27 protein-coding genes, 3 tRNA genes and 1 pseudogene are annotated in these 26166 nt (G+C 56.1%); 16 read left to right on the top strand and 15 right to left on the bottom strand.

What is annotated here, in order from left to right:
- Positions 1 to 12: 12 nt before the first annotated feature.
- A complete protein-coding gene (gene deoA, locus C2U54_RS08185; protein ID WP_103178176.1) occupies positions 13 to 1335 on the bottom strand; it encodes a thymidine phosphorylase in 1323 nt (440 codons plus the stop codon).
- 124 nt (positions 1336 to 1459) lie between these two features.
- On the bottom strand, positions 1460 to 2239 hold the full coding sequence (gene deoC / locus C2U54_RS08180; RefSeq protein ID WP_168192000.1) for a deoxyribose-phosphate aldolase: 780 nt from the start codon (positions 2237 to 2239) through the stop codon (positions 1460 to 1462).
- A 261-nt stretch (positions 2240 to 2500) separates the two neighbouring features.
- Here deoC and C2U54_RS08175 point away from each other — a divergent pair, with 261 nt between their 5' ends.
- Both C2U54_RS08175 and C2U54_RS08170 read left to right on the top strand, forming a co-directional pair.
- A complete protein-coding gene (locus C2U54_RS08175) occupies positions 2501 to 4051 on the top strand; it encodes a YjjI family glycine radical enzyme (RefSeq protein ID WP_103178174.1) in 1551 nt (516 codons plus the stop codon).
- Positions 4023 to 4883: a YjjW family glycine radical enzyme activase gene (locus tag C2U54_RS08170; protein ID WP_103178173.1), complete on the top strand. Its 861-nt coding sequence runs from the start codon at positions 4023 to 4025 to the stop codon at positions 4881 to 4883. The genes C2U54_RS08175 and C2U54_RS08170 overlap by 29 nt, the downstream gene beginning before the upstream one ends.
- Here C2U54_RS08170 and C2U54_RS08165 read toward each other — a convergent pair.
- The 8 genes from C2U54_RS08165 to C2U54_RS08130 form a co-directional block, all read right to left on the bottom strand.
- Complete coding sequence (locus C2U54_RS08165) at positions 4878 to 5660, bottom strand: TatD family hydrolase (RefSeq protein WP_103178172.1); 783 nt, start codon at positions 5658 to 5660, stop codon at positions 4878 to 4880. The genes C2U54_RS08170 and C2U54_RS08165 overlap by 6 nt on opposite strands.
- Positions 5657 to 6727 (bottom strand): patatin-like phospholipase family protein, encoded by a 1071-nt coding sequence (locus C2U54_RS08160; protein ID WP_103178171.1) that lies wholly within the window; start codon positions 6725 to 6727, stop codon positions 5657 to 5659. Before C2U54_RS08160 ends, C2U54_RS08165 begins: the two co-directional genes overlap by 4 nt.
- A 147-nt stretch (positions 6728 to 6874) precedes the next feature.
- Positions 6875 to 7036 carry a DUF1328 domain-containing protein gene (locus C2U54_RS08155; RefSeq protein WP_002887716.1) on the bottom strand — a complete coding sequence of 54 codons (162 nt, stop codon included), beginning with the start codon at positions 7034 to 7036 and terminating at the stop codon, positions 6875 to 6877.
- A gap of 126 nt (positions 7037 to 7162) precedes the next feature.
- Entirely contained in the window at positions 7163 to 7780 is a 618-nt protein-coding gene (osmY, locus tag C2U54_RS08150) for a molecular chaperone OsmY (RefSeq protein ID WP_103178169.1), read from the bottom strand.
- A 304-nt stretch (positions 7781 to 8084) separates the two neighbouring features.
- Complete coding sequence (gene prfC, locus C2U54_RS08145) at positions 8085 to 9674, bottom strand: peptide chain release factor 3 (RefSeq protein WP_103178168.1); 1590 nt, start codon at positions 9672 to 9674, stop codon at positions 8085 to 8087.
- A 90-nt stretch (positions 9675 to 9764) separates the two neighbouring features.
- Positions 9765 to 10442 carry a pyrimidine 5'-nucleotidase gene (gene yjjG / locus C2U54_RS08140; RefSeq protein ID WP_103178167.1) on the bottom strand — a complete coding sequence of 226 codons (678 nt, stop codon included), beginning with the start codon at positions 10440 to 10442 and terminating at the stop codon, positions 9765 to 9767.
- Between the two features lie 18 nt (positions 10443 to 10460).
- A complete protein-coding gene (gene rimI / locus C2U54_RS08135; protein WP_103178166.1) occupies positions 10461 to 10904 on the bottom strand; it encodes a ribosomal protein S18-alanine N-acetyltransferase in 444 nt (147 codons plus the stop codon).
- On the bottom strand, positions 10873 to 11286 hold the full coding sequence (locus C2U54_RS08130; RefSeq protein ID WP_103178165.1) for a DNA polymerase III subunit psi: 414 nt from the start codon (positions 11284 to 11286) through the stop codon (positions 10873 to 10875). The genes rimI and C2U54_RS08130 overlap by 32 nt, the downstream gene beginning before the upstream one ends.
- A gap of 102 nt (positions 11287 to 11388) precedes the next feature.
- On the opposite strand from C2U54_RS08130, the gene rsmC reads away from it, so the two are divergent.
- From rsmC to C2U54_RS08110, 4 genes are all read left to right on the top strand, one after another.
- A complete protein-coding gene (gene rsmC, locus C2U54_RS08125; protein ID WP_103178164.1) occupies positions 11389 to 12417 on the top strand; it encodes a 16S rRNA (guanine(1207)-N(2))-methyltransferase RsmC in 1029 nt (342 codons plus the stop codon).
- Between the two features lie 141 nt (positions 12418 to 12558).
- A tRNA-Leu gene (locus C2U54_RS08120) sits at positions 12559 to 12645 on the top strand.
- Positions 12646 to 12674: 29 nt separating this feature from the next.
- A tRNA-Leu gene (locus tag C2U54_RS08115) sits at positions 12675 to 12761 on the top strand.
- Between the two features lie 31 nt (positions 12762 to 12792).
- Positions 12793 to 12878, top strand: a tRNA-Leu gene (locus tag C2U54_RS08110).
- Positions 12879 to 12917: 39 nt separating this feature from the next.
- Here C2U54_RS08110 and C2U54_RS08105 read toward each other — a convergent pair.
- Complete coding sequence (locus C2U54_RS08105) at positions 12918 to 13148, bottom strand: DUF1435 domain-containing protein (protein WP_103178163.1); 231 nt, start codon at positions 13146 to 13148, stop codon at positions 12918 to 12920.
- Between the two features lie 156 nt (positions 13149 to 13304).
- Between C2U54_RS08105 and fhuF the strand changes: the two genes are divergently transcribed.
- Complete coding sequence (gene fhuF / locus C2U54_RS08100) at positions 13305 to 14093, top strand: siderophore-iron reductase FhuF (RefSeq protein ID WP_103178162.1); 789 nt, start codon at positions 13305 to 13307, stop codon at positions 14091 to 14093.
- A 55-nt stretch (positions 14094 to 14148) separates the two neighbouring features.
- Here fhuF and C2U54_RS08095 read toward each other — a convergent pair whose 3' ends face one another.
- Positions 14149 to 15492 carry a PTS sugar transporter subunit IIC gene (locus tag C2U54_RS08095; RefSeq protein ID WP_103178161.1) on the bottom strand — a complete coding sequence of 448 codons (1344 nt, stop codon included), beginning with the start codon at positions 15490 to 15492 and terminating at the stop codon, positions 14149 to 14151.
- Positions 15493 to 15820: 328 nt separating this feature from the next.
- On the opposite strand from C2U54_RS08095, the gene C2U54_RS08090 reads away from it, so the two are divergent.
- Positions 15821 to 16279: a YbaK/EbsC family protein gene (locus tag C2U54_RS08090; RefSeq protein ID WP_103178160.1), complete on the top strand. Its 459-nt coding sequence runs from the start codon at positions 15821 to 15823 to the stop codon at positions 16277 to 16279.
- Between the two features lie 41 nt (positions 16280 to 16320).
- Here the strand turns inward: C2U54_RS08090 and bglJ are convergent, their stop codons facing one another.
- A complete protein-coding gene (gene bglJ / locus C2U54_RS08085; RefSeq protein ID WP_103178159.1) occupies positions 16321 to 16956 on the bottom strand; it encodes a DNA-binding transcriptional activator BglJ in 636 nt (211 codons plus the stop codon).
- A complete protein-coding gene (locus C2U54_RS08080; protein WP_103181025.1) occupies positions 16956 to 17687 on the bottom strand; it encodes a helix-turn-helix transcriptional regulator in 732 nt (243 codons plus the stop codon). The genes bglJ and C2U54_RS08080 overlap by 1 nt, the downstream gene beginning before the upstream one ends.
- A 435-nt stretch (positions 17688 to 18122) precedes the next feature.
- On the opposite strand from C2U54_RS08080, the gene C2U54_RS08075 reads away from it, so the two are divergent.
- The 8 genes from C2U54_RS08075 to opgB all read left to right on the top strand — a co-directional run bounded on the left by C2U54_RS08075 (position 18123) and on the right by opgB (position 25012).
- Positions 18123 to 18899, top strand: coding sequence for a threonine/serine ThrE exporter family protein (locus tag C2U54_RS08075; protein ID WP_103178158.1), 777 nt, complete (start codon positions 18123 to 18125; stop codon positions 18897 to 18899).
- On the top strand, positions 18890 to 19363 hold the full coding sequence (locus tag C2U54_RS08070; protein ID WP_103178157.1) for a threonine/serine exporter: 474 nt from the start codon (positions 18890 to 18892) through the stop codon (positions 19361 to 19363). Before C2U54_RS08075 ends, C2U54_RS08070 begins: the two co-directional genes overlap by 10 nt.
- 66 nt (positions 19364 to 19429) lie before the next feature.
- Positions 19430 to 20071 carry a TetR family transcriptional regulator gene (locus C2U54_RS08065; RefSeq protein ID WP_103178156.1) on the top strand — a complete coding sequence of 214 codons (642 nt, stop codon included), beginning with the start codon at positions 19430 to 19432 and terminating at the stop codon, positions 20069 to 20071.
- 30 nt (positions 20072 to 20101) lie between these two features.
- Positions 20102 to 20530, top strand: coding sequence for an organic hydroperoxide resistance protein (locus tag C2U54_RS08060; RefSeq protein ID WP_103178155.1), 429 nt, complete (start codon positions 20102 to 20104; stop codon positions 20528 to 20530).
- A gap of 105 nt (positions 20531 to 20635) precedes the next feature.
- Positions 20636 to 21181 (top strand): primosomal protein DnaT, encoded by a 546-nt coding sequence (gene dnaT, locus C2U54_RS08055; protein ID WP_103178154.1) that lies wholly within the window; start codon positions 20636 to 20638, stop codon positions 21179 to 21181.
- Positions 21178 to 21915, top strand: coding sequence for a DNA replication protein DnaC (dnaC, locus tag C2U54_RS08050; RefSeq protein WP_103178153.1), 738 nt, complete (start codon positions 21178 to 21180; stop codon positions 21913 to 21915). The genes dnaT and dnaC overlap by 4 nt, the downstream gene beginning before the upstream one ends.
- Before the next feature lie 83 nt (positions 21916 to 21998).
- Positions 21999 to 22505 (top strand): DUF2501 domain-containing protein, encoded by a 507-nt coding sequence (locus C2U54_RS08045; RefSeq protein WP_103178152.1) that lies wholly within the window; start codon positions 21999 to 22001, stop codon positions 22503 to 22505.
- Between the two features lie 215 nt (positions 22506 to 22720).
- The gene (opgB, locus tag C2U54_RS08040) at positions 22721 to 25012 is read left to right on the top strand and encodes a phosphatidylglycerol--membrane-oligosaccharide glycerophosphotransferase (RefSeq protein ID WP_103181024.1); all 2292 of its coding nucleotides are present in this window, start codon (positions 22721 to 22723) and stop codon (positions 25010 to 25012) included.
- Positions 25013 to 25091: 79 nt separating this feature from the next.
- Here the strand turns inward: opgB and C2U54_RS08035 are convergent.
- Positions 25092 to 26114, bottom strand: a pseudogene (locus tag C2U54_RS08035) (zinc-binding alcohol dehydrogenase family protein).
- Positions 26115 to 26166: the final 52 nt, after the last annotated feature.

Below are 26166 nucleotides of genomic sequence, written 5' to 3'. Positions count from 1 at the left end.
ATCAGTATACCGCTATTCGGTAATACGACGATAGACCGAAGGCGAGCTTTCTGGGGCATTATCTGCCAGGGTAATGGCCGCTTTCACCGCTTTCGCCGCCTCCTGCCAGCTGTTTTCATCCTTCGCATGGATCACCGCCAGCGGACGTTGACCGTCAACGCTGTCGCCCAGACGGGCCATATCGGTGAAGCCGACGCTGTAATCAATGCTGTCGGAAGCCTGACGACGACCGCCGCCCATCGACACCACCGCCATCCCCAGCGCGCGGGTGTCCATTGCCGAGACAAAGCCTTCGGTATCCGCATAGACCGCTTTGCTGAGCATCGCGGTAGGCAGGTATTTGGCGTAGTTTTCCACGAAGTCGGTCGGGCCTTTTTGCGCCGCCACCATGCGGCCAAAGATCTCCGCCGCTTTGCCGTTGTCCAGCACCGCCTGCAACTTCGCGCGGGCGTCGGCGTCATCTTTCGCCAGCTTACCGGAGATCAACATCTCGACGCACAGCGCCATGGTGACGTCAAACAGACGCGGGTTACGGTACTCACCGGTCAGGAACTGCACCGCTTCGCGGACTTCGACCGCGTTACCCGCGCTGGAGGCGAGCACCTGGTTCATATCGGTAAGCAGCGCGGTGGTGCGCACCCCAGCGCCGTTAGCCACGCCAACAATCGCTTCGGCAAGCTGGGCTGAGAGTTCGTAAGTCGGCATAAAGGCGCCGCTGCCCACTTTGACGTCCATCACCAGCGCATCCAGCCCTTCGGCCAGCTTCTTGGCGAGGATCGAGGCGGTGATCAGCGGGATGGAATCGACGGTCGCGGTAATGTCACGCGTGGCGTAAAAACGCTTATCCGCCGGGGCAAGGGAGCTGGTCTGGCCGATAATCGCCACACCCACATCTTTAATAATGTCGCGGAAGCGATTGTCATCCGGGAAGATATCGAAGCCCGGAATGGCTTCCAGTTTGTCGAGCGTGCCGCCGGTATGACCGAGGCCGCGCCCGGAAATCATAGGAATGTAGCCGCCGCAGGCAGCGACCATTGGCCCCAGCATCAGCGAGGTGACATCACCCACGCCGCCGGTGGAGTGTTTGTCCACGATTGGGCCATTAAGGTTAAGGCCTTTCCAGTCCAGAACGGTTCCTGAATCCCGCATTGCCATGGTCAGCGACACGCGCTCCGGCATCGCCATATCGTGGAAGAAAATGGTCATCGCCAGGGCGGCAATCTGCCCTTCAGAGATGGTATTGTCGCGAATGCCGTTGATAAAGAAACGGATCTCTTCGTCGCTTAAAGCATGACCATCACGTTTTTTACGAATAATTTCTTGTGCGAGAAACAAAATAACCCCCTGAGGAAGTGAGTCGAAGGCTAACCGTAGGCCGGGTAAGCGTAGCGCCACCCGGCGAAGCGGAATAACGCCGGAGGGCGGCTACGCCTTATCCGGCTTACAACGAGTAGTGCTATTAGTAGCTGCTTGCGCTCTTACCGTCGCCGTGACCCAGCGCTTTCAGCAGGCTCGCCAGCAGGCTGGATGCGCCAAAACGGTAGTGACGGGCATCGGCCCAGTCGGCACCGAACAGCTCATCGGCAATCGCCAGGAACTGCTGCGCATCTTCTGCGGTACGCACGCCGCCCGCCGGTTTGAAGCCCACGGTTTTTTCCACGCCCATGTCGCGGATCACTTCCATCATGATGCGTGCGCTTTCCGGAGTGGCGTTCACCGGCACTTTACCGGTGGAGGTTTTAATGAAGTCTGCCCCGGCTTTGATGGAGATTTCAGACGCTTTGCGAATCAGCGCCTCTTCTTTCAGTTCGCCGGTTTCGATGATCACTTTCAGCAGTACGTTTGCCGCGGCGCAGGCCTCTTTACAGGCTTTCACCAGATCGAAACCGACCTGCTCGTTACCCGCAATCAGCGCGCGGTACGGGAAGACCACATCCACTTCATCAGCGCCATAGGCAATGGCGGCGCGGGTTTCGGCCAGCGCGATCTCGATGTCGTCGTTGCCGTGCGGGAAGTTCGTCACCGTGGCAATACGCACCTCCGGCGTGCCCTGCTCTTTCAGGGTCTTACGCGCGATGGGAATGAAACGCGGGTAGATACAGACAGCCGCGGTGGTGCCCACCGGGGTTTTCGCCTGATGACACAGCGCGATCACTTTTTCGTTGGTGTCGTCGTCATTCAGGGTGGTCAGATCCATCAGTTTCAGTGCGCGCAGGCTGCTGGCGGTTAAATCGGTCATAACATTCTCCGGGCGTATAGCCGTAAAATTTCACCTTGCGGGTCTGTGAGTATTCTAACATTCACCCGCATTCTCACTTCGACATTCATCACAGTTAATGAAAAATGCATACAAATTTGCATTACCGTAATGCGATCAACTTCAAATAATTAAGCTGCAACTGCGGATTAAAGCGTCAGGCACCCGCGCAGGATCAAAGGCAGCAGGCGGGACTCTTTTTACACTCTTCCTCTGTCCATGCAGAACAATAAGGAAGCGACAATGTCCCTCTCCACACCCGCCGCCCTGCAACAACGTTGCCAGAAAATTGTGACAAGCCCGATGTTAAGCCCCGAACAAAAACGCCATTTTCTGGCGCTGGAGGCGGAAAACAACCTGCCCTATCCCGCGCTGGATAACGATGCGCGCCTGGCGCTGGCCGGGGGGTTTATCTGCGATATGTTTGAAGGCCACGCGCCTTACAAACCGCGCTACGTGTTGCCCGACTATGCGCTGTTCCTGAAACAGGGTTCGGCGTGGCTGGAGCTGGAGGGCGCTCAGGATCTGGATGATGCGCTGTCGCTGCTGACAATCCTTTATCACCATGTTCCCTCCGTCACCGGCATGCCGGTCTTTCTCGGCCATCTCGATACGCTGTTGCAGCCGTATGTTAAAATTCTAACACAAGAAGAAATCGATATTCGAATAAAACGTTTCTGGCGCTACCTCGATCGCACCCTGCCTGATGCCTTCGTCCATGCCAATATCGGCCCGGCAGAGGGGCCAGTCACGCGCGCCATCTTACGTGCCGATGCAGAGCTTAAGCAGGTTTCACCCAACCTTACCTTTATTTATGATCCGGATATCACCCCGGATTCCCTGCTGCTGGAGGTGGCGAAAAACATCTGCGAATGCAGCAAGCCGCACATTGCCAACGGTCCGGTGAATGATAAAATTTTCACAAAAAAGGGCTACGGTGTGGTCAGCTGTTACAACTCGCTGCCGCTGGCGGGCGGAGGCAGCACCCTGGTGCGCCTCAACCTGAAAGCCATCGCCGAACAGAGCGAGACGGTGGAGGCGTTCTTTACCTGCACCCTGCCGCACTACTGCCAGCAGCAGATAGCCATTATCGATGCGCGCTGCGACTTCCTGTACCAGCGTTCCGGCTTCTTTGAGCATAGCTTCCTGGTTAAAGAAGGGCTGATCGATCCCGACAGCTTTGTGCCGATGTTCGGTATGTATGGCCTGGCTGAGGCGGTGAACATGCTGTGTGAAAAGGCCGGGATCAACGGGCGCTACGGCCAGGATGACCAGGCTAATGCGCTGGGATATCGCATCAGCGAACAGCTGGCAGCGTTCGTGGAAGCGACCCCGGTTAAACATGGCTGGAAAAAACGCGCCATGCTGCATGCCCAGTCGGGGATCAGTTCCGATGTGGGCACCACGCCGGGGGCGCGTCTGCCGTATGGGGACGAGCCCGACCCCATCAACCACCTGCTGGCGGTGGCCCCGCATCACCGTCACTATCACGCCGGGATCAGCGACATCCTGACGCTGGATAAAACCGTGAAACGCAATCCGCAGGCGGTGGTGGAACTCTGTCTGGGTGCCTTCCGCGCCGGAATGCGTGAATTCAGTGCCAACGTGTCGGGCAACGATCTGGTTCGCGTGACGGGCTATATGGTGCGGCTGTCCGAGCTGGAAAAATATCGCGCAGAAGGTTCCCGCACCAACACCACCTGGCTGGGAGAAGAGGCCGCCCGCAACACCCGCATTCTGGAGCGCCAGCCGCGCGTGATAAGCCATGAACAACAGATGCGCTTTAGTCAGTAAGGTTATCCCGTTCTCCTGCGTCGACGGGCCCGGCAGCCGCCTGGCCCTGTTTCTGCAGGGATGTAACCTGCGCTGCAAAACCTGCCACAACCCGTGGACAATAGGGCGTTGCAACGACTGCGCCGCCTGCGTGCCGCACTGCCCGCATGAGGCGCTGAACGTTCAGGCCGGGCGCGTCTGGTGGGATGAGGCGCATTGCCAGCAGTGCGACACCTGCCTGCAAATGTGCCCGCAGCAGGCGACGCCTATGGCGCAGCGCTATAGTGTGGAAGAGATGGTGGCGCAGATCCGCAAGGTCGCGCCGTTTATCTCCGGCATTACCGTCAGCGGCGGGGAGGCCACCACTCAGCTGCCGTTTCTGGTGGCGCTGTTTTCGAGGCTAAAAGCCGATCCGCAGCTACTGCATCTGACCTGCCTGGTGGACAGCAACGGCCTGCTAAGCGAAACCGGCTGGCAGAAACTGCTCCCGGTGTTTGATGGCGCGATGGTGGATCTCAAGGCCTGGGGTAATGAACACCACCGCTATCTGACCGGACGCGAAAACCCCCTCATCAAGCACAGCATCCGCTGGCTGGCAGCGCACAGCCGGCTGAGCGAGCTGCGCCTGCTGGTGATCCCGGATCGCTGTGATTACCTGACGCACCGTCGCGAACTGATCAAATTTATCCGCCAGTTGGGGGATGTTCCCGTCAGGATCAACGCCTTTCACGCGCACGGCGTCTATGGTGAAGCCCGGCACTGGCGCAGCGCAACGGCTGAGGATGTTGAGCCCCTGGCGCAGCTGCTGGAGCGCGAGCAGATCAGCGTGATCCGCCCGGCGCTCTATCTATAGCGACAGGCCGAACAGCGCGCGGGTATTGTCCAGCAGCGCCTGGGCGATCTCCTCCGCGGGCTCCGGGCGCAGTTCACACAGGGTGGTAAAGACCCTTGCCGCCTGCTCCGGGCGGTTCGGCTGCCCCTGAAACCCGTTGAGCGGCATATCCGGGGCATCGGTTTCCAGCACCAGCGCGGAGAGGGGGAGCTGCGCCATCACCTCACGGGTTTTGTTGGCGCGGGGATAGGTAATGGTGCCGCCGACGCCAATGTTATAGCCCAACGCCACAAAGCGCTGCGCCTGTTGCAGGCTGCCGGCAAAGCCGTGTACCACCCCGGTACGCGGCAGATTGTGGCGCTTAAGGTGCATCGCCAGCTTGTCATGGGTGCGCCGGGAGTGGAGGATCACCGGCAGATCGTAGCGTTTGGCCAGCTTCAGCTGCGCATCGAGGATCGTCTCCTGCCGCTCGAAGTGAGGATCCTCGCGATAGAGATCGAGGCCGATCTCCCCCACCGCCACCAGCCTTTCCGGACGTGCCGCGAGCGCCGCCTCCAGCTTTTCCAGATCGGCATCCTGATGGTTTTCGATCACAATCGGATGCAGACCCAGCGCCATATAGAGCGCCGGGTAGCGCGCGCCGAGATCCAGCACGCGATCGATGCTCGCCGCATCAATGGCCGGCACCACGATCGCCATAACCCCCGCTCCGGCGGCACGCTGGATGCTGGCGGGCTCATCGCCGGTGAAGGGAGAAAAATCAAAGTGGCAATGGGTATCAATAAAGCGGTAAGTCACGCCAGATCCTCATTATCAAACAGAGTGTCGTTCGCCTGCGGGGCATCGATTAACGGTGTGGCAACAACATCGTTGGCCACGCTTGCCGGGGGAACCACCACCGTAGCAGGGGCGATGATCCGCTGATGGCGGCGCAGCGGTGGACGCTCGGCCAGCATTTTGCCCACCGTCGCCAGGAAATAGCGTCCGCACAGACGCCCGGTTTTGTAATCGTCCCGCAGGGCCGGTACGCGGCTGCCCAGCGCCATGCTGTTGAGCGGCTTTGGCGGATAGATTTCAAAGATCCTCAGTTTACCCGGTGGTTTTTCAATAAACTGCTGGATGGCGTGATAGCTCGCCTCATGGTGCGACACCAGATTGAGCATCGGTTGCAGACTGCTTTCACCCAGCCAGCGTTCCATCCGCTTAAACCACTGCGGCGTATAGTACATCTGCGAGGGCACGGTGCGGATCACCACAATGGTGTTTGCCCCCCGCCGGGCCGCTTCCTGCACCGGGACCGCATCGCTGACACCACCATCGAGATAGCTTATCCCATCCAGCAGCGCCCCCGTCCGGTAGAAGCCGGGGATGGCGCTGGTGGCGCGAAGAATATCGAGCCAGGTCTCTTTTTGCGGCGAAAAATAGCTCGCCGAGTAGTCGTCGCCGCGGCAGGCGCACATCCAGAAGGCTTTGCCGGTATCGAACAGGCGCGAGGCGTTGTCCATCGCCAGCGGCATTTTGCTTGCGGTAGCATCCAGCAGCCAGTCGAGATCGATAAGGTTGCCGCCACGCACAAAGCGCAACGGATCGAAGAAGTCGCGGGAGGTGGTGTAACGCATGATCACTTTGCGGGCGTAGCCCGGCTGATTACAGACGTAGGCCGAGAGGTTCTGCGCCCCGGCGGAGGTGCCAAAATAGAGATCGAACGGGTTAAATTGCGCGCGCATAAACTCATCCAGCACGCCAGCCGTGAAGATCCCTCGCTGCCCACCCCCTTCGCAAACCAGCGCAATCTGGCCTGGCCGAAAGGGTTTCAGTGCTAACGGCGCAATATTGCCGAGCGTAACCGGAATTCGCTGCCCCACCTCTGCTTTCCTGTTTTTTATTTGTTATGTCACTACACAGTAGCCTACACCGGCGGGTTTCCCAAACAGGATGTATGCGAAAAGGTCAGCCAAAGAAAAAGGCCCATGCTTAACATGGGCCTTTTCATCAACATACGGTTACCTGAGCTATGGACGACGACGTCCGGTGAACAGGCTTACCAGGAACAGGATAATACCGACGACGAAGACAATTTTCGCCGCGCCCGCCGCGGTACCCGCCAGACCACCAAAACCCAGAGCGGCGGCAATTAACGCGATAACCAGAAAAATGATGCCCCAACGAAACATATGACTCTCCTTTACCATAGTTAATGTCGACCGCATGGTGAGCGCTCAGGTTGCTCACGGCGATATCTACATGTGTAATTCTTATCTCGCCTTCTGGCCTCAGCCAGAAGGACGAATTTTGGAGTTTTATTTCACTTTCAGATCGTTTTTAACGCTTTTCACGCCATCAATGGCTTTAGCGATACTTTCAGCACGGTCGCTCTGTGCCTTAGACTCGACTTCACCGCTGAGCTGTACCACGCCGTCGGTGGTTTCCACTTTCACATTACGTGAAGGGACGATGTCATCGGCAAGCAGTTTCGCTTTGATTTCGCTGGTAGTAGCAGCGTCACCGGCATAGCCTTTAGCAGACTGTTCCTTGCCGTCGCGAACATGCAGTTTGTCGCTGACAGATTTTACGCCCTCAATGCCTTTCGCCACGGAGACCGCTTTTTCAGCCTGCGCCTGGCTTTCAACGAAGCCACTCAGCGTGACGACGTTTTTATCGGTTTCTACAGAGATATCGGTGCTTTTAATGTCATCAGCGTCTACCAGCGCAGCTTTTACTTTTGCTGTGATAGAGCTGTCATCCATGAAGTTACCGACTTTATTCATAGAGTTATCGATTTTTTCCCCTGCGGTGTTCGCGGTGGATTGCGCTTTGTCGGTTGCAGTGGTTTCTGCCATTGCAGAACCGCATACCAGAGCGCTACCCATCATTACCGCCAGCAGAGTTTTCGAAATCTTCAGTTTTTTAGTATTCATCGATGTATTCCTGTGGTTTGCTCCGAATTCGAGCGTCAAACATCACGTGCAAGTAGTCTTTAGTACTACCAATCAACACTCGGGCGAGATGAGAACCTTATCAACACGCATTGAATGAAACTTTCATCTGCGCCCGGTGTTAAACACTGAGTTAAATATAGATCACTCTCACAGGTCCGCTTTCAGAATTGGGCAAAAAATGAGCAATAAGCAGCAAAAGCCGTTGAATTAAGAACATTCCGCAAGGGATTAATAAGGCAGGGATTTAAGCAGAGCACGGCGGCTGCCGTGCTCCGGGAAGGGATTAATGCTCGCGGGTTTTGCGGAACTGAATATCGGGATAACGCTCGTGCGCCAGGTTCAGGTTAACCATGGTTGGGGCGATATAGGTGAGATTATCACCGCCATCGAGCGCCAGCTGAACCTCGTTTTTACGCTTGAACTCTTCGAATTTCTTCACGTCAGAACACTCTACCCAGCGCGCCGTCGCCACGTTGACCGATTCGTAAATCGCTTCAACGTTGTACTCGCTCTTCAGACGGGCAACCACCACGTCAAACTGCAGCACGCCCACGGCGCCGACAATCAGATCGTTATTGGCGATAGGACGGAATACCTGCACCGCCCCCTCTTCCGACAGCTGAACAAGCCCTTTCAGCAGCTGTTTCTGCTTCAGCGGATCTTTCAGGCGGATACGGCGGAACAGCTCCGGTGCGAAGTTCGGAATACCGGTGAACTTCATCATCTCACCCTGAGTAAAGGTGTCGCCAATCTGGATGGTGCCGTGGTTATGCAGGCCAATGATGTCGCCCGGATACGCCTCTTCCACGTGGGAACGGTCACCGGCCATAAAGGTCAGCGCGTCGGAGATCACCACATCTTTACCGGTACGCACCTGGCGCAGCTTCATGCCCTTTTCATATTTGCCGGATACCACACGCATAAACGCCACGCGGTCGCGGTGTTTCGGGTCCATGTTGGCCTGAATCTTGAAGACGAAGCCGGTGAACTTCTCTTCGCTGGCAACTACTTCACGGGAGTCGGTATTACGCGGCATCGGCTGCGGCGCCCACTCCACCAGACCGTCCAGCATATGGTCCACGCCAAAGTTACCCAGCGCGGTACCAAAGAAGACCGGCGTGATTTCACCGCTCAGGAACAGCTCTTTATCAAATTCGTGGGAAGCGCCTTTGACCAGCTCCAGCTCTTCACGCAGCTGTTCTGCCAGCTCTTCGCCGACAGCCGCGTCCAGATCAGGGTTATCCAGCCCTTTAACGACGCGCACTTCCTGAATGGTGTGACCTTTACCGCTCTGGTAGAGGTAGGTTTCGTCTTTGTAGAGATGGTAAACGCCTTTAAACAGCTTACCGCAGCCAATTGGCCAGGTGATTGGCGCACAGGCGATCTTCAGCTCACGCTCTACCTCATCCATCACCTCCATCGGATCGCGGATGTCACGGTCGAGTTTGTTCATGAAGGTCAGGATCGGCGTGTCACGCAGACGGGTAACTTCCATCAGCTTACGGGTACGATCCTCAACGCCTTTTGCGGCATCGATCACCATCAGACAGCAGTCCACCGCCGTCAGGGTACGGTAAGTATCTTCGGAGAAGTCTTCGTGCCCCGGGGTGTCCAGCAGGTTCACCAGGCAGTCGTGATACGGGAACTGCATTACGGAGGTGGTAATCGAGATCCCACGCTGCTTTTCCATCTCCATCCAGTCCGATTTTGCATGCTGGCTGGAGCCACGGCCTTTTACCGTACCGGCGGTCTGGATCGCCTGTCCGAACAGCAGCACCTTTTCGGTGATGGTGGTTTTACCGGCATCCGGGTGAGAGATAATGGCAAAAGTACGGCGTTTCGCCACCTCTTGCAGATAAGGAGACAACGTCATAATTCAATCTTCTTTAAAAAGCGCGGCAGCGGGCCGCGCATCATGAATACGAAAATGCGGCTATTTTACCCATCAATGGGGGGCAGGCAATCAATGTTTACACAGGAGTTGCTCCAGTTCGCTCAGGGAGGTCACGGTCCAGGTCGGTGTGATCCCCTCCGGCAGGGTGCGGTTGTGCGCGTTCAGCCAGCAGGTGGAGAGCCCGGCATTCATCCCACCAAGGATATCCGACTCCGCCGTATCCCCCACCATCAGCACTTTCGCCCGGTCAGGGTTTCCGGCCTGGGCCAGCGCATAATCAAAGATTTGCGGGGCCGGTTTCGCCACGCCCACCTGTTCTGAAATCACTAATAAATCAAAGTAGTCACGGAAACCGGTCCGCTCAAGGCGGATCTGCTGGAGCGCGGTAAAGCCGTTGGTGATGATCCCGAGCTTCGCCTTGCCTTTCAGGGAGGCGAGCAGCGACGCGGCGCCCGGCAGCGGGGCGCAGATTTCAGCCATTGCATTAAGGAAGGCGTCGTTCAGATCGCCTGGCGGAACGTTCAGGCGCTCCGACCACCCCTGAAAACGCTGGTGTTGCAGCTGTAACGCGGTGATTGCGCCGTTCTGGTAATCCACCCACAACGGTTTATTCACCGTCTGGTAAGCCTGGAAATCTTCAGCAGTAAAGGTCACGCTGTAGTCGAGAAACATCCGCTGTAAGCCGCCGTACGAATCGAAGGTAAACAGCGTTTCATCGGCGTCAAAGAAAATCCAGTCCCAGTTCATTGTTACAACCTTTTTTAGTTATCCAAGCGGCAGAGCCATGATGATGGCGTCTTCACGTCCTTCTGCGGTGGGGTAATAGTTACGGCGGATCGTCGCCTCGTTAAAGCCCAGGCTCTCATAGAGTGCGATGGCGGCGACGTTCGACGCCCGTACTTCCAGCCACAGCGTGAACACGTCTCGTGCTTCCAGCTCGCGAATTAAATGTTCCAGCAGTTCTCTGCCCAGCCCACGGCGCTGGAAAGCAGGATCCACAGCGATGTTAAACAGCGTCGCTTCATCCAGAACGACCTGCGTGATGGCAAATGCCGCCAGCTGATTATCGACATCCAGCCGATAGTTCAGGTAACGCTCACCCTGGTTGCTGGCAAAGGTTTTTTCACTCCACGGAAAGGCGTGGGCGCGTTTTTCGATCTCAAAAGCCTGCGCTAAATCAGTCGTCGTGAGGGAAGAAATTGTGTTCATGTTCGCAGATTTGTTGCCACAGCGCGCGACGTGCCGCCGGGTTTACGTTAAGTTCGTCCAGCGCCGGAGAGGCCATACTCGCCCCCTCCAGAGCAATCTCTTCTCTTACGCCAAGCTGCCAGCTGTTGCAGCGGCTGCCCTCGGGCAGCATGGCCACGCGATCGGGCGTCAGTTGTAGCACCTGATCGGCACCCAGCCTCAGCGCCCGAAGTACGTCGGCGATCACCGGCTCGCTCAGGGCGGGCAGGCTTTGCGCCACCATCACCAGACGAATATGCGCCGGTAGCGAGATGGCGATTTCGCCCTGCAATGCCGCCGGGCGGCGCAGCGCCCACTGGGTGATGCCCAGTTGCTGTAGTTGCCTGTCTCGTCGGGATGCCATTGCAAAAACTCCTGTTTGTCAGGCGCGCAAATATACCAAATGTGTCGAATCTGCGCCATCTACCTACTATAATCCCCGCCTGTGTTTATTGAGGAACAATTCATGTCTGCATTTACCCCGGCAAGTGAAGTCTTGCTGCGTCACAGTGATGATTTCGAACAAAGCCGTATTCTGTTTGCCGGAGATATGCAGGATGACCTGCCTGCCCGTTTCGAGTGCGCCGACAGCCGTGCGCACACCCAGCAGTATCACCACTGGCAGGTCCTGAGCCGTCAGATGGGCGAGCGCGCCCGTTTCAGCCTGGTGGCGGAACAGGCCGACGTGGCCGACTGCGATACGCTGATCTACTACTGGCCGAAGAACAAACCCGAAGCCCAGTTCCAGCTGATGAACCTGCTCTCCCTCCTGCCGGTGGGTTGCGATATCTTCGTGATCGGTGAAAACCGCAGCGGCGTGCGCAGCGCTGAGCAGATGCTGGCGGAGTACGTCACGCTGAACAAAGTCGACAGCGCCCGCCGCTGCGGCCTCTACCATGGCCGCCTGGACAAAAAACCCACCTTCGACGCGGAAAAATACTGGGGCGAATATCAGCTGGATGGCCTGACCATCAAAACCCTGCCGGGCGTCTTCAGCCGTGATGGTCTGGACGTGGGCAGCCAGCTGCTGCTCTCCACCTTTACGCCGCACACCAAAGGCAAAGTGCTGGATGTCGGCTGTGGCGCAGGCGTGCTCTCCGCTGTGCTGGCAAGCCACTCGCCGAAAGTGCGTTTAACCCTCACCGATGTGGGTGCATCCGCTATCGAAGCCAGCCGCGCGACCCTGGCGGCCAACAACATTGAAGGCGAAGTTTTTGCCTCCAACGTCCTCTCCGACGTGACCGGCCGTTTCGATATGATTATCTCTAATCCGCCATTCCATGACGGTGTGGAAACCAGCCTCGAAGCCGCGCAGACCTTGATTCGTACCGCGGTACGCCATCTGAACAGCGGCGGTGAGCTGCGAATCGTGGCGAACGCCTTCCTGCCGTACCCGAAAGTGCTGGATGAAGTCTTCGGCTTCCACGAAGTGCTGGCGCAAACTGGCCGCTTTAAGATCTACCGCGCCATCATGACTCGCCAGGCGAAGAAGTAACGTCTCCCGCTGGCCTGAGCCGCCCGTTCAGGCCATTTTTGCAGCAAATAATATCTCCCGCACAATTATCTGTTGACGAAAAGCTGAAAACATCTAGAATGCGCCTCCGTGGTTACGATACTTTTACTGTATCGATGGTCTGCGAAGGTGGCGGAATTGGTAGACGCGCTAGCTTCAGGTGTTAGTGTCCTTACGAATGTGGGGGTTCGAGTCCCCCCCCTCGCACCAATAACCATGATTGATATTGCTCGCACTGGGCGAAGGTGGCGGAATTGGTAGACGCGCTAGCTTCAGGTGTTAGTGTCCTTACGGATGTGGGGGTTCGAGTCCCCCCCCTCGCACCAACGAGGCGATATCAAAAAATAAGATGACTGTGCGAAGGTGGCGGAATTGGTAGACGCGCTAGCTTCAGGTGTTAGTGTCCTTAGGATGTGGGGGTTCGAGTCCCCCCCCTCGCACCAATTATCTTATCTCTCCTGATTTTCTCTCTTTTTCTCCCGTTAGTTCAGATTCATTACCAGCACCCACATTCCCGCAATCAGCGCAACACATGATGGCAGCAGCACGAAATGCCGCAGTTGTTTATGCCAGATCATGGCGGATGAAATCAGCAAGCCCGACGCGATAATCACTTTCCAGACCGCTAACGACAGATCGGTACACGCCAGCCCGGCCATGACCATTCCCGGCAGTATCACGCCCCAGCCACTTCCCAACGCTCTGCTCAACATGATTCATCTCTCAAACCGATAATGATAACCAATATCATATGATAGATTTTCTCATTTGTCAGCGTTAAACCTGAATGTGTAAAAAGCCTTGCGCACGGATTTATCTATAGTTAGGATTGGCAATCATTATCATTTAGATTTTTATCCAGCTAACTTATGGCCACACGTTCCGCACACGCTGTTGAGAATATTATCTGGCAAACGCCACTGTCGGCCGGGCCTTCAGGGCTTGCGGACGCGATGCGTGAGGCTATCGGTCAGACGCGTGCCTATCTGCTGGATGTCATCAAGCTGGATGAACCCCATCCTCATCACGCCATGACGCTGGCGCAGTGGCAGCGTCCTGCCGAACTGCAGTCTTTGCTGGCGACCTACTCCGATCATATCTACCGCAACCAGTCCACGATGGCGCGGGAAAACAAGCCGCTGCTGTCGCTGTGGGCACAGTGGTATATCGGGCTGATGGTCCCACCGATGATGCTGGCCCTGCTGACCCAGGATGTGGCGCTGGATATTTCCCCGGAACATTTCCACGTTGAGTTTCACGAAACCGGGCGCGCAGCCTGCTTCTGGATCGACGTTCAGGAGGACAGCCAGGCAACCTCCCTTTCGGCCCGGCAGCGTATGGAAATGCTGGTGACACGCGCGCTGGTCCCGGTGGTTGACGTCCTGGAAGCGACGGGTGAGATCAACGGCAAACTTATCTGGAGCAATACCGGCTATTTAATTCACTGGTATTTGACCGAAATGAAACCCCTGCTGGGGGATGAGAAAGTGGACGCGCTGCGTCAGGCGATTTTCTTTGCCCGCCAGCTCTCCGATGGGCGTGACAACCCGCTTTATCGCACCGTCGTCCCGCGCGACGGCCTGCTGGTGCGTCGTACCTGCTGTCAGCGCTATCGCCTGCCGGACGTTCAGCAGTGCGGCGATTGCACGCTGAAATAGTTTGTCAGGTCCAATAGATGAAAACGGCAACCCAAGGGTTGCCGTTTTGCTTTTATTACGCGACCTGCTGACTCTCTTCTTCTGCACGCTGGGCCTCTTCGGCCTCCTGCGCCAGCAGCTGCTTCTCGTACACCTTAAAGAACGGGTAGTAGATGATGGCGGAGACCATCGCTAACAGCAGGACCAGGATCGCCGCCCTGAAGTCCCAGCCCAGCGCCCAGGCAGCCCCCACCGGCGCAGGAGCGGTCCAGGGAACCACCGAAATCACGCGGCCAATCAGATCCAGCTTCATCGCCGCCCACGCCAGCACCGCGTTGACCATTGGCGCCAGCAGGAACGGGATAAAGAACACCGGGTTCATCACGATAGGCGTACCGAAGATCACCGGTTCGTTGATGTTGAAAATACTCGGCACCACGCTCAGCCGTCCAATGGAACGCAGGTGCGCCGAACGGCTACGCAGATAGCAGAACACCAGCCCCATCGTGGCCCCGGAGCCGCCAATCACAATGAAGAAAGTCCAGAACGCCTCCATAAAGATGTGTGGCAGCGGCGCGCTTTGCGCCAGCGCGGTCTGGTTCATCCCCAGGTTGGTGAGCCAGAACATCTGCAGCATACCGGAGACAATCGCCGCCCCGTGGATGCCCGCAAACCACAGCAGGTGACCAATCAGCACCGCCAGCAGGATTGCCGGCAGCGAGTCCGCCGCCGCCACCAGCGGTTTAAAGATGGCCATGATCGCCTGCGGGATCAGCATGCCAAACTGCGACTGAATAAGCAGGCTCAGTGGATAGAGGGTTAGCACCACCACCAGCACCGGGATCAGCAGGTCGAAGGAGTTCTTGATCATCGGCGGCACCTGGTCGGGCAGGCGAATACCGATATTGTGCGCCTTCAGAAAACGCATCATCTCCACGCAGTAGATCGCCACCAGAATGGCGGTGAAGATCCCCGTCCCGCCGAGGCTGTCCACCGGCAATGCGCCTTTGGTTTTTGGCGCGGCGATCAGCAGGAAGGCCATCAGCGACAGCATGGCGCACATGAAGGGATCGAGCTGATACGCTTTTACATAATGCTTGCCCAGGTTGTAGGCGATAGCGGCACAGATATAGAGGGACATCACGCCCATCGTCATATCGAAGGGGGTGAGGATCTGGCCTTCAAACTGTTTTGCCATATCCAGCCAGGCGCGGGCAAAGCCCCATGTGGTGTCCGGCGAAAACGGCGGGTAAGCAAACACTAATAAGAACGAGCCCACAATCATAAACGGCATCGCGGAGATAAAACCGTCGCGGATCGCCATCACGTGACGCTGGGAGGAGATGCGTCCGGCAATGGGGCTGACATAGTTTTCAACAAATCGGAATATCAGGTTAAACGCAGCATGGTTGGCAGACATAACGGCTCTCCTGTCAGACGATCGTTTCGGGCGTTGTGACGCCGCACGGTGTTCCATATACCACTTTCACCACCTTGCTGGCTCGCTTACCAGCGGGACTGCTCAAACGGATAGGTTTCATAATCGACTCTTATTATTGGATACAGGGGAAGTGACGTAATCAGTATTAATCTCCGCATCATGGTCTGCAACCGGTTACTGTAACCGGTTTCCGTGATTGTGAAGATGATCCAGAAATCGCTGATATCAGAAGCGTGTGACCTGGTAAATATTTAAAGGGCATCATCTCTTATGAACGACAACGCAGAATATTTTTCTGGAGGAAACAATGAGTTTGCAGTCTGTGCGCCAGTTTTTCGCTGACCACGCCCCGGATGTTGAAGTCATCGAACTGGGTCAAAGTATCGCTACCGTTGCGCTGGCTGCCGAGGCCCACAACGTCGCGCCGGGTCAGATAGCGAAAACGCTGTCGCTAAAAATTAAAGATGAGGTGATCCTCGTGGTTGCCAAAGGCGATGCGCGTCTTGATAACAAAAAGCTGAAGCAGACGTTTGGCGCAAAGGCCCGAATGCTGAGCAGTGACGAGGTGGTGACAATCACAGGGCATCCTGTGGGTGGCGTCTGCCCTTTCGGACTGGAAACGCCGCTGGCGGTCTATTGCGACATCTCTCTCAGACAGTATGCGGAAGTGCTGCCCGCTGCCGGTGCGATCCACAGCGCGGTGCGTATTTCTCCGGAAAGAATGGCCGAGCTCACTCAGGCAACATGGGTAGACGTTTGTCTGTAAGTCCCGCGCCAGAACCGTTCTGGCGCAGACTTTTGCATGGGTTATGAAAAGTGTTGGGAAATGAAGCGCGAGTTGCGGGGATCCGGGACGGGAAAATGGGTCAGGATATCCGCTGCGTGCAGTAATCCCACGTCGGAACGCACCCCGAGCTTAATCATGGCATTGAATTTATGCGCACGAATGGTTTTGATGTTGCGATCGAGCCGGGTGGCAATTTCCGGGATGGAGAAGCCGCACGACATAAACTGCAAAATGGCGCGCTCGGTTGGGCTAAGCAGTCTTCCACGATGAATATTCCAGTGGTTATTATGCCCGTCATTAACCCGTCGGTTCTCGCTCAATATTTTGCTCAGGTGCTCCTGCAGGTCGGCGAGCGGCTCAGATTTGAGAATCACCCCATGCAGGCGTGACGGCGAAAGCTGATTAATCAGGCTCGCTTCTGCCTCATCTGATGCCAGTACGATTCGCTGAATCATGCCGTATGTGGCAGCCACTTCCTTAATACAGACCAGGCAATTACGCCGCTCTTCCCGCTCATCCGAGAGGGAGTAAATTAACGACGTGTATGGAACAAAACTAAGTGAGGACTGGAAACTATTAATGTTATTAAACAGGTGGACTTCATAATTTTTAAGTGCGGGGCTGGCAAAAAGATGCTTAAGCCCCATACCACTCATCATGCACTTTTCGACGATAGCGATATGTCTTTTGTTCGCGTTCTTTTCCATTCGTCTTGCTCTCCATAGGCAGAGAATAAACTCAGCTCTTTCATTCCCTTAGTGCTGTTAATCCACGCGTACATTTCGGCATTACTCGTTAAAGCAAGTCTTCTCATGGCACTGTTTTTTTGCGCACTTACCGTTTTATTACTCTTTTTCAGCAATGCGGCGATTTGATTAATTCCCCATCCTTTTCCCAGTAAGCGTAATACTTTGCGCTCCGAGAAGGTCAACATGACTTCATCCTGGTTGTCATATAAATCATCTGGATCGGGTATTAATAGCGTCTGGCTAATACGTTCAGCGTTTTCGCTACCCGCCTGGATAGCCTTAACCACACTTTCGACGGGCTCCATGTTGGATAGCAACGTACTTTCTGGACGCATCAAGTGCTCAACAGCGAGGGGATAAATTGCCCGAGAAACCAAAAATATCCAGTGAATATCCCGATACTGATTTTGTAATGCGTGATACTGATTGCATATATTAAGCGGATTACGCTGTTCATCTGAAATATCAACGATGACCACAACTGCGCGACGCAATTGGAGAAGCGTCAGTTCTTCATGGGTCCGACAGTAAGAACGATCGTAGTCCGGGAAATAGCGTGACATAATGCTACCGAGGCCGGTCTGCATTATGGGTGATTTTCCAATTATTATTACACTTTTACAGATCAATGACGGCATTTGCGCTCCGAATCCATTCATACGTTCATTCCACGTCGTTCATCTAACTTAATTACCTGTTTGTTTAACAGGGCGACGTAAAAATGTAATGTCTTTCCTTTTTCATTAGCTGAGCGAAATGAGAGTGCGATAAGAACCAGCATCACAAATATATACACCGCCAAAACAGCATTAATATCGCAAAATAACTCTTCAATGTTAACCTGTAGTGCATTATATTTTTAAAAAGAGAAAGTTAGATATTCTAAATATAGATTTAATAAATATGTAAATATAAAAACCATAGAAATTAATAATTAATTCGCTCAACGAAAAGTATATTTACCGCATCAATCTGCTCAAACCTTGATCTGGCCCAGAGCAAACGCTACCGGCTTGTGTGCTAAAAGTAGACATTCCGGCTATCCACCCGTCACTCTCTCCTCAGGGCAAAAGATGCAGGCAGATCAATCCTCACAACGCGCCGTCACGCGACTGTGTATTCAGTGCGGCCTTTTTTTATTGCAACACGGTGCCGAAAGCGCCCTGGTGGAGGAGCTCTCTACCCGACTGGGGCTGGCTCTGGGTATGGACAGCGTAGAGAGCGCCATCTCCTCTAACGCGATTGTGCTGACCACCATTAAAGCGGGCCAGTGTCTGACCTCAACGCGTAAAAACCACGATCGCGGGATCAACATGCACGTCGTCACCGAGGTGCAACACATCGTGATCATGGCGGAACACAAGCTGCTGGATGCGCAGGGGGTCGAAAAACGCTTCAGCCAGATCAAGCCGTTGCGCTATCCACGCTGGCTGGTGGTGCTGATGGTGGGCCTCTCCTGCGCCTGCTTCTGTAAACTTAACAACGGCGGCTGGGATGGCGCTATGGTGACCTTTATCGCCAGCACCCTCGCCATGTACGTGCGTCAGGTGCTGACGGGCCGGCATCTGCACCCGCAAATTAACTTCTGCATCACCGCCTTTGTCGCCACCACGGTTTCCGGCCTGCTGCTGCGGCTGCCGGGTTTTGCCACCACCCCGACCATCGCCATGGCCGCCAGCGTGCTGCTGCTGGTGCCGGGCTTTCCGCTGATTAATGCCGTGGCCGATATGTTCAAAGGTCACATCAATACCGGTCTTGCCCGCTGGGCGATAGCCAGTTTACTCACCCTCGCCACCTGTATTGGGGTGGTGATGGCCATGACGTTATGGGGACTTCGCGGATGGGCGTAATCGATTTTCTCTGGGCGCTGGCCCAGGACATGATGTTGTCGGCCATTCCGGCGGTGGGTTTTGCCATGGTATTTAACGTACCCCATCGCGCCCTGCCGTGGTGTGCGCTGTTGGGGGCGATCGGCCACGGCTCGCGTATGACGATGATGACCGCCGGGATGAATATCGAATGGTCGACCTTTATGGCCTCGATGCTGGTGGGCAGCATTGGGATCCAGTGGTCGCGCTGGTATCTGGCGCATCCGAAAGTCTTTACCGTCGCGGCGGTGATCCCCATGTTTCCGGGCATCTCTGCCTATACCGCGATGATCTCGGCGGTGAAAATTAGCCACTTTGGCTACAGCGAAGCGCAGATGATCATGCTGCTGACTAACTTCCTGAAAGCCTCGTCAATCGTCGGCGCCCTCTCAATCGGGCTGTCGATCCCCGGGCTATGGCTCTACCGCAAACGCCCCCGGGTTTGAGAGTTGTGTTCTCCCGCTGCCGTGGTGATAATCCTCTGCTCTCATGTGGCTAAGTAAGGAGCAGATGTGTCTAACCCCGGCAGCGAAAACGCGGAAAACGACGACGGCTCCCGCCTGAAAGACAAAATCTTCCTCAGCGCCCTCTCGCTGTTTGCCGAGTACGGGCTTAACGGCGCACGCATGGAGCAGATCGCCGAGAAAGCGGGCACCACCAAACGGATGGTGGTGTATCACTTTAAGACCAAAGAGAACCTCTACCTGCTGGTGCTGGAATATGTCTACACGCAGATCCGCGCCAGTGAGATGCAGCTCAGCCTGGATGCAATGCCGCCGGTAGAAGCGCTGGTAGAGCTGGTGGAAACCACCTTTGACTATCACGCCGACCATCCGGACTACATCCGCATTATCTGTATGGAGAACATGCAGCGGGGCCGGTTTATGCAGCAGTCGGCCTTGCTGCGCCAGGTGAACCGCAGCGCGCTGGATCTGCTGGAAACCATCCTCAAACGCGGCAAAGAGAAGCAACTCTTTAACCAGACGGTGAACGCCCGGGATTTGCATCGCCTCATCAGCAGCTTCAGCTTTCACTATGTGGCCAACAGCTACACCTTCACCCTGCTGTTTGAGGATGGCGCCGATGAACAGGCCCAGCGGCAACACTATCGAAAAATGGCGGTTCAGGTTGCCTTGCGTTATACCTGTCCTTAGCGCTTTCACCCCTGAGATAAGGAACCTACCATGTCTTTAGAAAAAGTTGTCTATACCGCCAAAGCCAAAGCTACCGGCGGCCGTGATGGTCGCGCCACCTCGTCCGACGGCGTGCTGGATGTCAAACTGGGCGTCCCCAAAGAGATGGGCGGCGCGGGCGGTGAAGTCACCAACCCGGAACAACTGTTCGCGGCGGGCTACTCAGCCTGTTTTCTCGGCGCCATGAAATTTGTGGCTAACCGCGACAAAATCACCATGCCGCAGGATGCCTTTATTGAGGGCGAAGTGGGGATCGGGCCGCTGCCAACCGGGTTTGGCATCGAAGCGAAACTGAATATTCACCTGCCAGGGATGGACGCCAGTGAGGCGAAAAAGCTGGTGGATGCGGCGCACATTGTCTGCCCGTACTCTAACGCCACCCGCAACAATATCGATGTGACGCTGAATATTATCTCCTGATTTTTCAGGGGGTCAGGGAGCGGGTTTCAGACCCCTGCCTGCCCCCTCCTCTCTGTGCTACCATAAGCCCATATCTCGTCCGCAGTAACTCAGTAGAGAAGTATTATGTCCTCCAGAATCCTGACCACCAGCGTCACTGGCATTGATGCCTTTATGCACGATCCCCGCGGCGTGCTGTCCAGGGCGCAAGGCGGTACTGTCGCCGTTTTCGCCGATAACGCACCGGCTTTTTACGCCATCACGCCGCAGCGTCTGGCCGAGCTGCTGGAGCTGGAAGCGCGCCTGGCGCGCCCGGCCAGTGACGTCACTCTGGATACCCAATTCTTCGAGGAGCCTACCAGCGCGCCGGTTGCGGTGCCGATGGGCAAATTCGCCATGTACAGTGGCTGGCAGCCGGACCCCGATTTCCAGCGTCAGGCGGCGCTGTGGGGCATTGCCCTCACCCAGCCCGTCGCCCCTGAGGAGCTGGCCGCCTTTACCGCGTACTGGCAGGCGGAAGGGAAAGTCTTTCACCATATCCAGTGGCAGCAGAAGCTGGCGCGCAGCGTGCAGATCAACCGGGCCAGCAGCGGCAACCAGGCCAGACGCGATGTGAATACCTTTTCAGAACCGGATAAACAGATCCCCCACGGATTCCGAGGTGCCAAATGAAAGAGTTCGGCGAACTGATGAAACGTCTGCAGAAGATCATGCCCGCTAACGTCAAACCGGCCTTTACCACCGGTGAAGAGCTGCTGGCGTGGCAAAAAGAGCAGGGTAAGATCCGTGCGGCGGCGCTGGCGCGGGAGAACCGCGCCATGAAGATGCAGCGCACCTTTAACCGCTCCGGCATTCGTCCTCTGCATCAGAACTGCTCCTTCGACAACTACAAGGTGGAGACCCAGGGACAACTCCAGGCTCTGCAACAGGCGCGCCAGTACGTAGAAGAGTTTGACGGCAACATCGCCAGCTTTATCTTCAGCGGCAAGCCGGGCACCGGCAAAAATCATCTCGCGGCGGCCATCTGCAACGAGCTGCTGCTGCGCGGTAAATCGGTGCTGATCATCACCGTGGCTGACATCATGTCCGCCATGAAAGATACCTTCAGCAACCGGGAGACCAGCGAAGAACAGCTGTTGAACGATCTGAGTAACGTGGATCTGCTGGTGATTGATGAAATCGGCGTGCAGACCGAATCGCGCTATGAAAAGGTGATCATTAACCAGATTGTCGATCGCCGCTCCTCCTCCAAACGCCCGACCGGCATGCTGACCAACCATAACGTTGAAGAGATGACCCGTCTGCTGGGCGAGCGGGTGATGGATCGCATGAAACTGGGTAACAGTCTGTATGTGATTTTTGACTGGGAAAGCTATCGCAGCCGCGTTACCGGTAAAGAGTATTAGGATATTTACCCAAGTCCTGCACTGTCGCGAGGTTTATACTGGCTGCCATTCCGCCCCGGCGGGCAATCGACAGAGTAGGTCTTATGAAAACACATTTTCTTCTTAGCGCCGCAGTCAGCGCCCTCCTGATGACCGGTACAGCCCAGGCGGCCTCCTCCTGGCAGGATACGCTCAACAGCGCCGCCAGCCAGCTCAGCGCGGGCAGCAGCAACAGCACCACCACAACCTCCCAGAGCGGTGGCCTCTCCCTCTCCTCGCTCACCGGTCTGCTCAACAACGGCACCCAGTCGCTCTCTGCCAGCAACATGAATAACGCAGCCGGGATTCTCGAGTACTGCGCCAAAGAGAAGCTGGCCTCGATGACCGACGCCACCAACATTAAAAATCAGGTGCTGGGTAAGCTGGGTCTCGACACCCAGGAAGAGCAGCAGCAGGACACCAACTATCTGGAAGGGATCCAGGGTCTGCTGAATGCCAATAACGGCGAACAGCTGAATCTGGAAACCATCGGCAACTCTCCGCTGGCGAAGAAGGTCAAAGCCCAGGCCTGTGATTTTGTCCTGAAACAGGGAATGAGCTTTATCTCCTGATCCCCGACACGCCGCGACGGCTGCCGCGGCGTTTCTCCCCTTCCCCGCAGAAAGCGACGCCCGTCAAACATTCGATTTTCTAAACCAAATCCTAACAACAGCACAATTGCGTGACACTACAATTGCAGCTTGATGGCATCGCCATTACATTGGATCACCCAAAAATTAAACAGTTAATCCGCCAATCGGCGGATGCCTTTGTTGAGGATAAGCTGTTGTCAGAGTTTATTTCTGTTGCCCTGTTTATCGCCTCGGTGGTTATCTATTCCCGCAAAGCGGGTCGTAACACCTGGTGGTTTGCTGTCACCCTGCTGGTGCTGGGGCTTTTTGTCGTACTGAACATTACCCTCTACGCCAGTGACTACTTTACCGGCGACGGCATTAACGATGCTGTTCTCTATACCCTGACCAACAGTCTGACCGGTGCCGGGGTTAGTAAGTACATACTTCCAGGTATTGGTGTGGTGGTTGCCCTGGTGGCGGTATTCGGCCTGCTGGGCTGGATCCTGCGCCGCCGCCGTCATCATCCGCATCATCTCGGTTATAGCCTGCTGGCGCTGGTACTGGCCCTCGCCTCGGTGGATGCCAGCCCGGCGTTTCACCAGATCACCGAGCTGGTGAAATCCCAGTCCCGCGATGGCGATCCCGACTTTGCGGCGTATTACAAAGAGCCGGGTAAAACCATTCCAAACCCGAAACTCAACCTGGTCTATATCTATGGCGAAAGCCTGGAGCGCACCTACTTTGATAATGACGCCTTCCCGGATCTCGCGCCGGAGCTGGGTGCTATCAAAAATGAGGGGATCGATTTCAGCCACACCGCGCAGCTGCCTGGCACCGATTACACCATCGCCGGCATGGTCGCCTCCCAGTGTGGCATTCCGCTGTTCGCCCCGTTTGAAGGTAACGCTTCCGCATCGGTGTCGAGCTTCTTCCCGCAGAATATCTGTCTCGGCGATATCCTGAAAAACTCCGGGTACGAGAACTACTTCATGCAGGGCGCCAACCTCCGTTTCGCAGGGAAAGATGTGTTCCTGAAGTCCCACGGTTTTGACCATCTCTACGGTGCAGAAGAGTTAAAAACCACCGTCGCGGATCCGACCTACCGTAACGACTGGGGCTTCTATGACGATACGGTGCTGGATGAAACCTGGAAAAAATTCGAGGCGCTGTCACAGTCCGGCAAACGCTTCTCGCTGTTTGCCCTGACGGTGGATACGCACCACCCGGACGGCTTTATCTCCCGCACCTGCCAGCGCAAGCGCTATGCCCTTGACGGCAAGCCCAATCAATCCTTTAGCGCGGTGGGCTGTAGTCAGGAGCACATTGCGGCGCTGATCGAAAAAATCAAAGCCTCGCCGTATTTCAAAAACACGGTGATTGTGGTCTCTTCCGACCATCTGGCGATGAAAAACACCGCCTGGGATGCGCTGAACAAGCACGATCGCAGCAACCTGTTCTTTATCCTGCGTGGCGATAAGCCGCAGCAGGAGGTGATGGCCGTGAAGCGCAACACCATGGATAACGGCGCAACGGTGCTGGATATTCTCGGCGGGGATAACTTTATCGGCCTGGGCCGCAGTAGCCTCTCCGGGCAGTCGCTGTCTGAAGTGTTCCTCAACATGAAGGAAAAAGTGCTGGCGTGGAAACCGGACGTCATTCGCCTGTGGAACTTCCCGAAAGAGCTGAAAGAATTCACCATCGACAGCCAGAAAAACATGATGGCCTTCTCCGACAGCCACTTCCGCCTGCCGCTGCTGCTGCGCGTTTCCGATAAGCGAGTGGAACCGCTGCCGGAAAGCGAATACTCGGCTCCGCTGCGCTACCAGTTGGCCGACTTCGCCCCGCGGGATAACTTCGTCTGGGTCGATCGCTGCTACAAGATGGGTCAGCTCTGGTCGCAGCCGCTGGCGCTCTCTACCGACTGGTGTGTTTCTCAGGGCCAGTTAGGCGGCGAGCAGACCGTGCAGCATGTCGATAAAGCGCAGTGGAAGGGCAAGACGGCGTTTAAAGATACAGTGATCAGCACCGATCGCTATCAGCGCAACGTCGACATGCTCAAGGTGTCCGACAACGACATCCGCTACAAGGCTGACAGCTTTGTCTTTAACGTGGCCGGGGCGCCCGAAGAGGTGAAGCAGTTCAGCGGGATCTCGCGTCCGGAATCCTGGGGACGCTGGTCTAACGCCCAACTGGGTGATGAGGTGAAGATCGAATATAACCAGCCGCTGCCGGCGAAATTCGACCTGGTGATCACCGCCAAAGCCTGGGGACCAAACGCTAACAAACCGATTCCGGTACGTATTGGCGATAAAGAGCAGACCCTGACGCTGGGGAACGAGGTCACCACCACGACGCTGCATTTCGACAACCCGTCGCACAGCAGCACGCTGGTGATTGTTCCGCCTGCACCGGAGTCCACTAACGAGGGGAATATTCTCGGCCACTCTCCGCGCCAGCTGGGGATCGGGATGGTGGAGATCAAAGTGGTTAACGCGGAAGGGTAAACCCGGGAGAGGCTCGCCTCTCCCGCTTCGCAAGAAAAAAACAGCGCCCAACACCTCCCCGGGCGCTGCATGGCAACCGTTAAAAGCCAATCACGCCCTTAATCAGACCGCGATTATTAATCACCTCCGCCTCATACACTTCCGCCAGCTCACGAAACGCGTAGCGGTGGGTCAGCATCATCTCTGCCGTCAATTTGCCTTCAGCCATCAGCCGTCCCACTTTGGCGAAATCCTCCCCGGTGGCGTTGCGGCTCCCCATCATGGTGGTCTCTTTCTTATGAAACTCCGGGTCGGAGAATTGCAGATCGCCCTTGTGCAGCCCGACAAAGACGATGGTGCCGCCGTGGCGGATCAAATTGACGGTATTGTTCATCGCCTGCGGATTACCGGTAGCATCAATTACCTTCTGCGCCAGGGCCCCGTCGTATTGCGCCCGCAGCCGATCGGTAAAATCGGCTGCCGAGGGATCGAGCGCCGCTACGCCCAGAGAGCGCTGCACATGTTCTCGCCGGGCGGGACTGGTATCGGCGACCACCACCTGCGCGCCATCCGCATGCGCAATCGCCGCCGCCCCCAGGCCAATCGGTCCGGCCCCCACAACCAGCAGGTGCTCTCACGGCTGAATGGCTGCGCGGCGTACCGCATGGGCGCTTATCGCAAACGGCTCGATCAGGGCCGCCGCCTCGGGGTCGATCCCGTCTGCGGGCAGCAGGTTGCTCACCGGCACCGACAGATACTCACTAAAACCGCCGTCCTGATGTACGCCGATCACCGAGATAGCTTCGCAGCAGTTGGTTTTGCCGCTCAGGCAGGCCGGACACTGCTGGCAGGCGACGTAAGGAATGACGGCTACCTGCTGGCCTTGATGCAGCGTGCGAATATTTTTGCCGATCCCTACCACCTCGCCACATATTTCATGCCCAAGCACGCGGGGATAATTAAAAAAGGGTTGATTGCCGCCCCAGGCATGTATATCGGTCCCGCAAATGCCCACCGTTTTTATTTTTATCAGCGCCTCATCATCGCCGGGAACGGGCACTTCCCGCTGCGTCCAGAGTAATTTTTTCGGTTCCTGACATACCAGCGTATTCATCGTCATCATTTTTTGTTTCTCCCGTTCTGTCGTGGTTTCAGATATTGATGAAAACGCAAAA

The sequence above is a fragment of the Leclercia sp. LSNIH1 genome, assembly GCF_002902985.1.
In the GTDB taxonomy this organism is placed as follows: Bacteria; Pseudomonadota; Gammaproteobacteria; order Enterobacterales; family Enterobacteriaceae; genus Enterobacter.
Note: the sequence above shows the minus strand (reverse complement) of the source record. Positions and strands in the feature narration are given on the sequence as shown.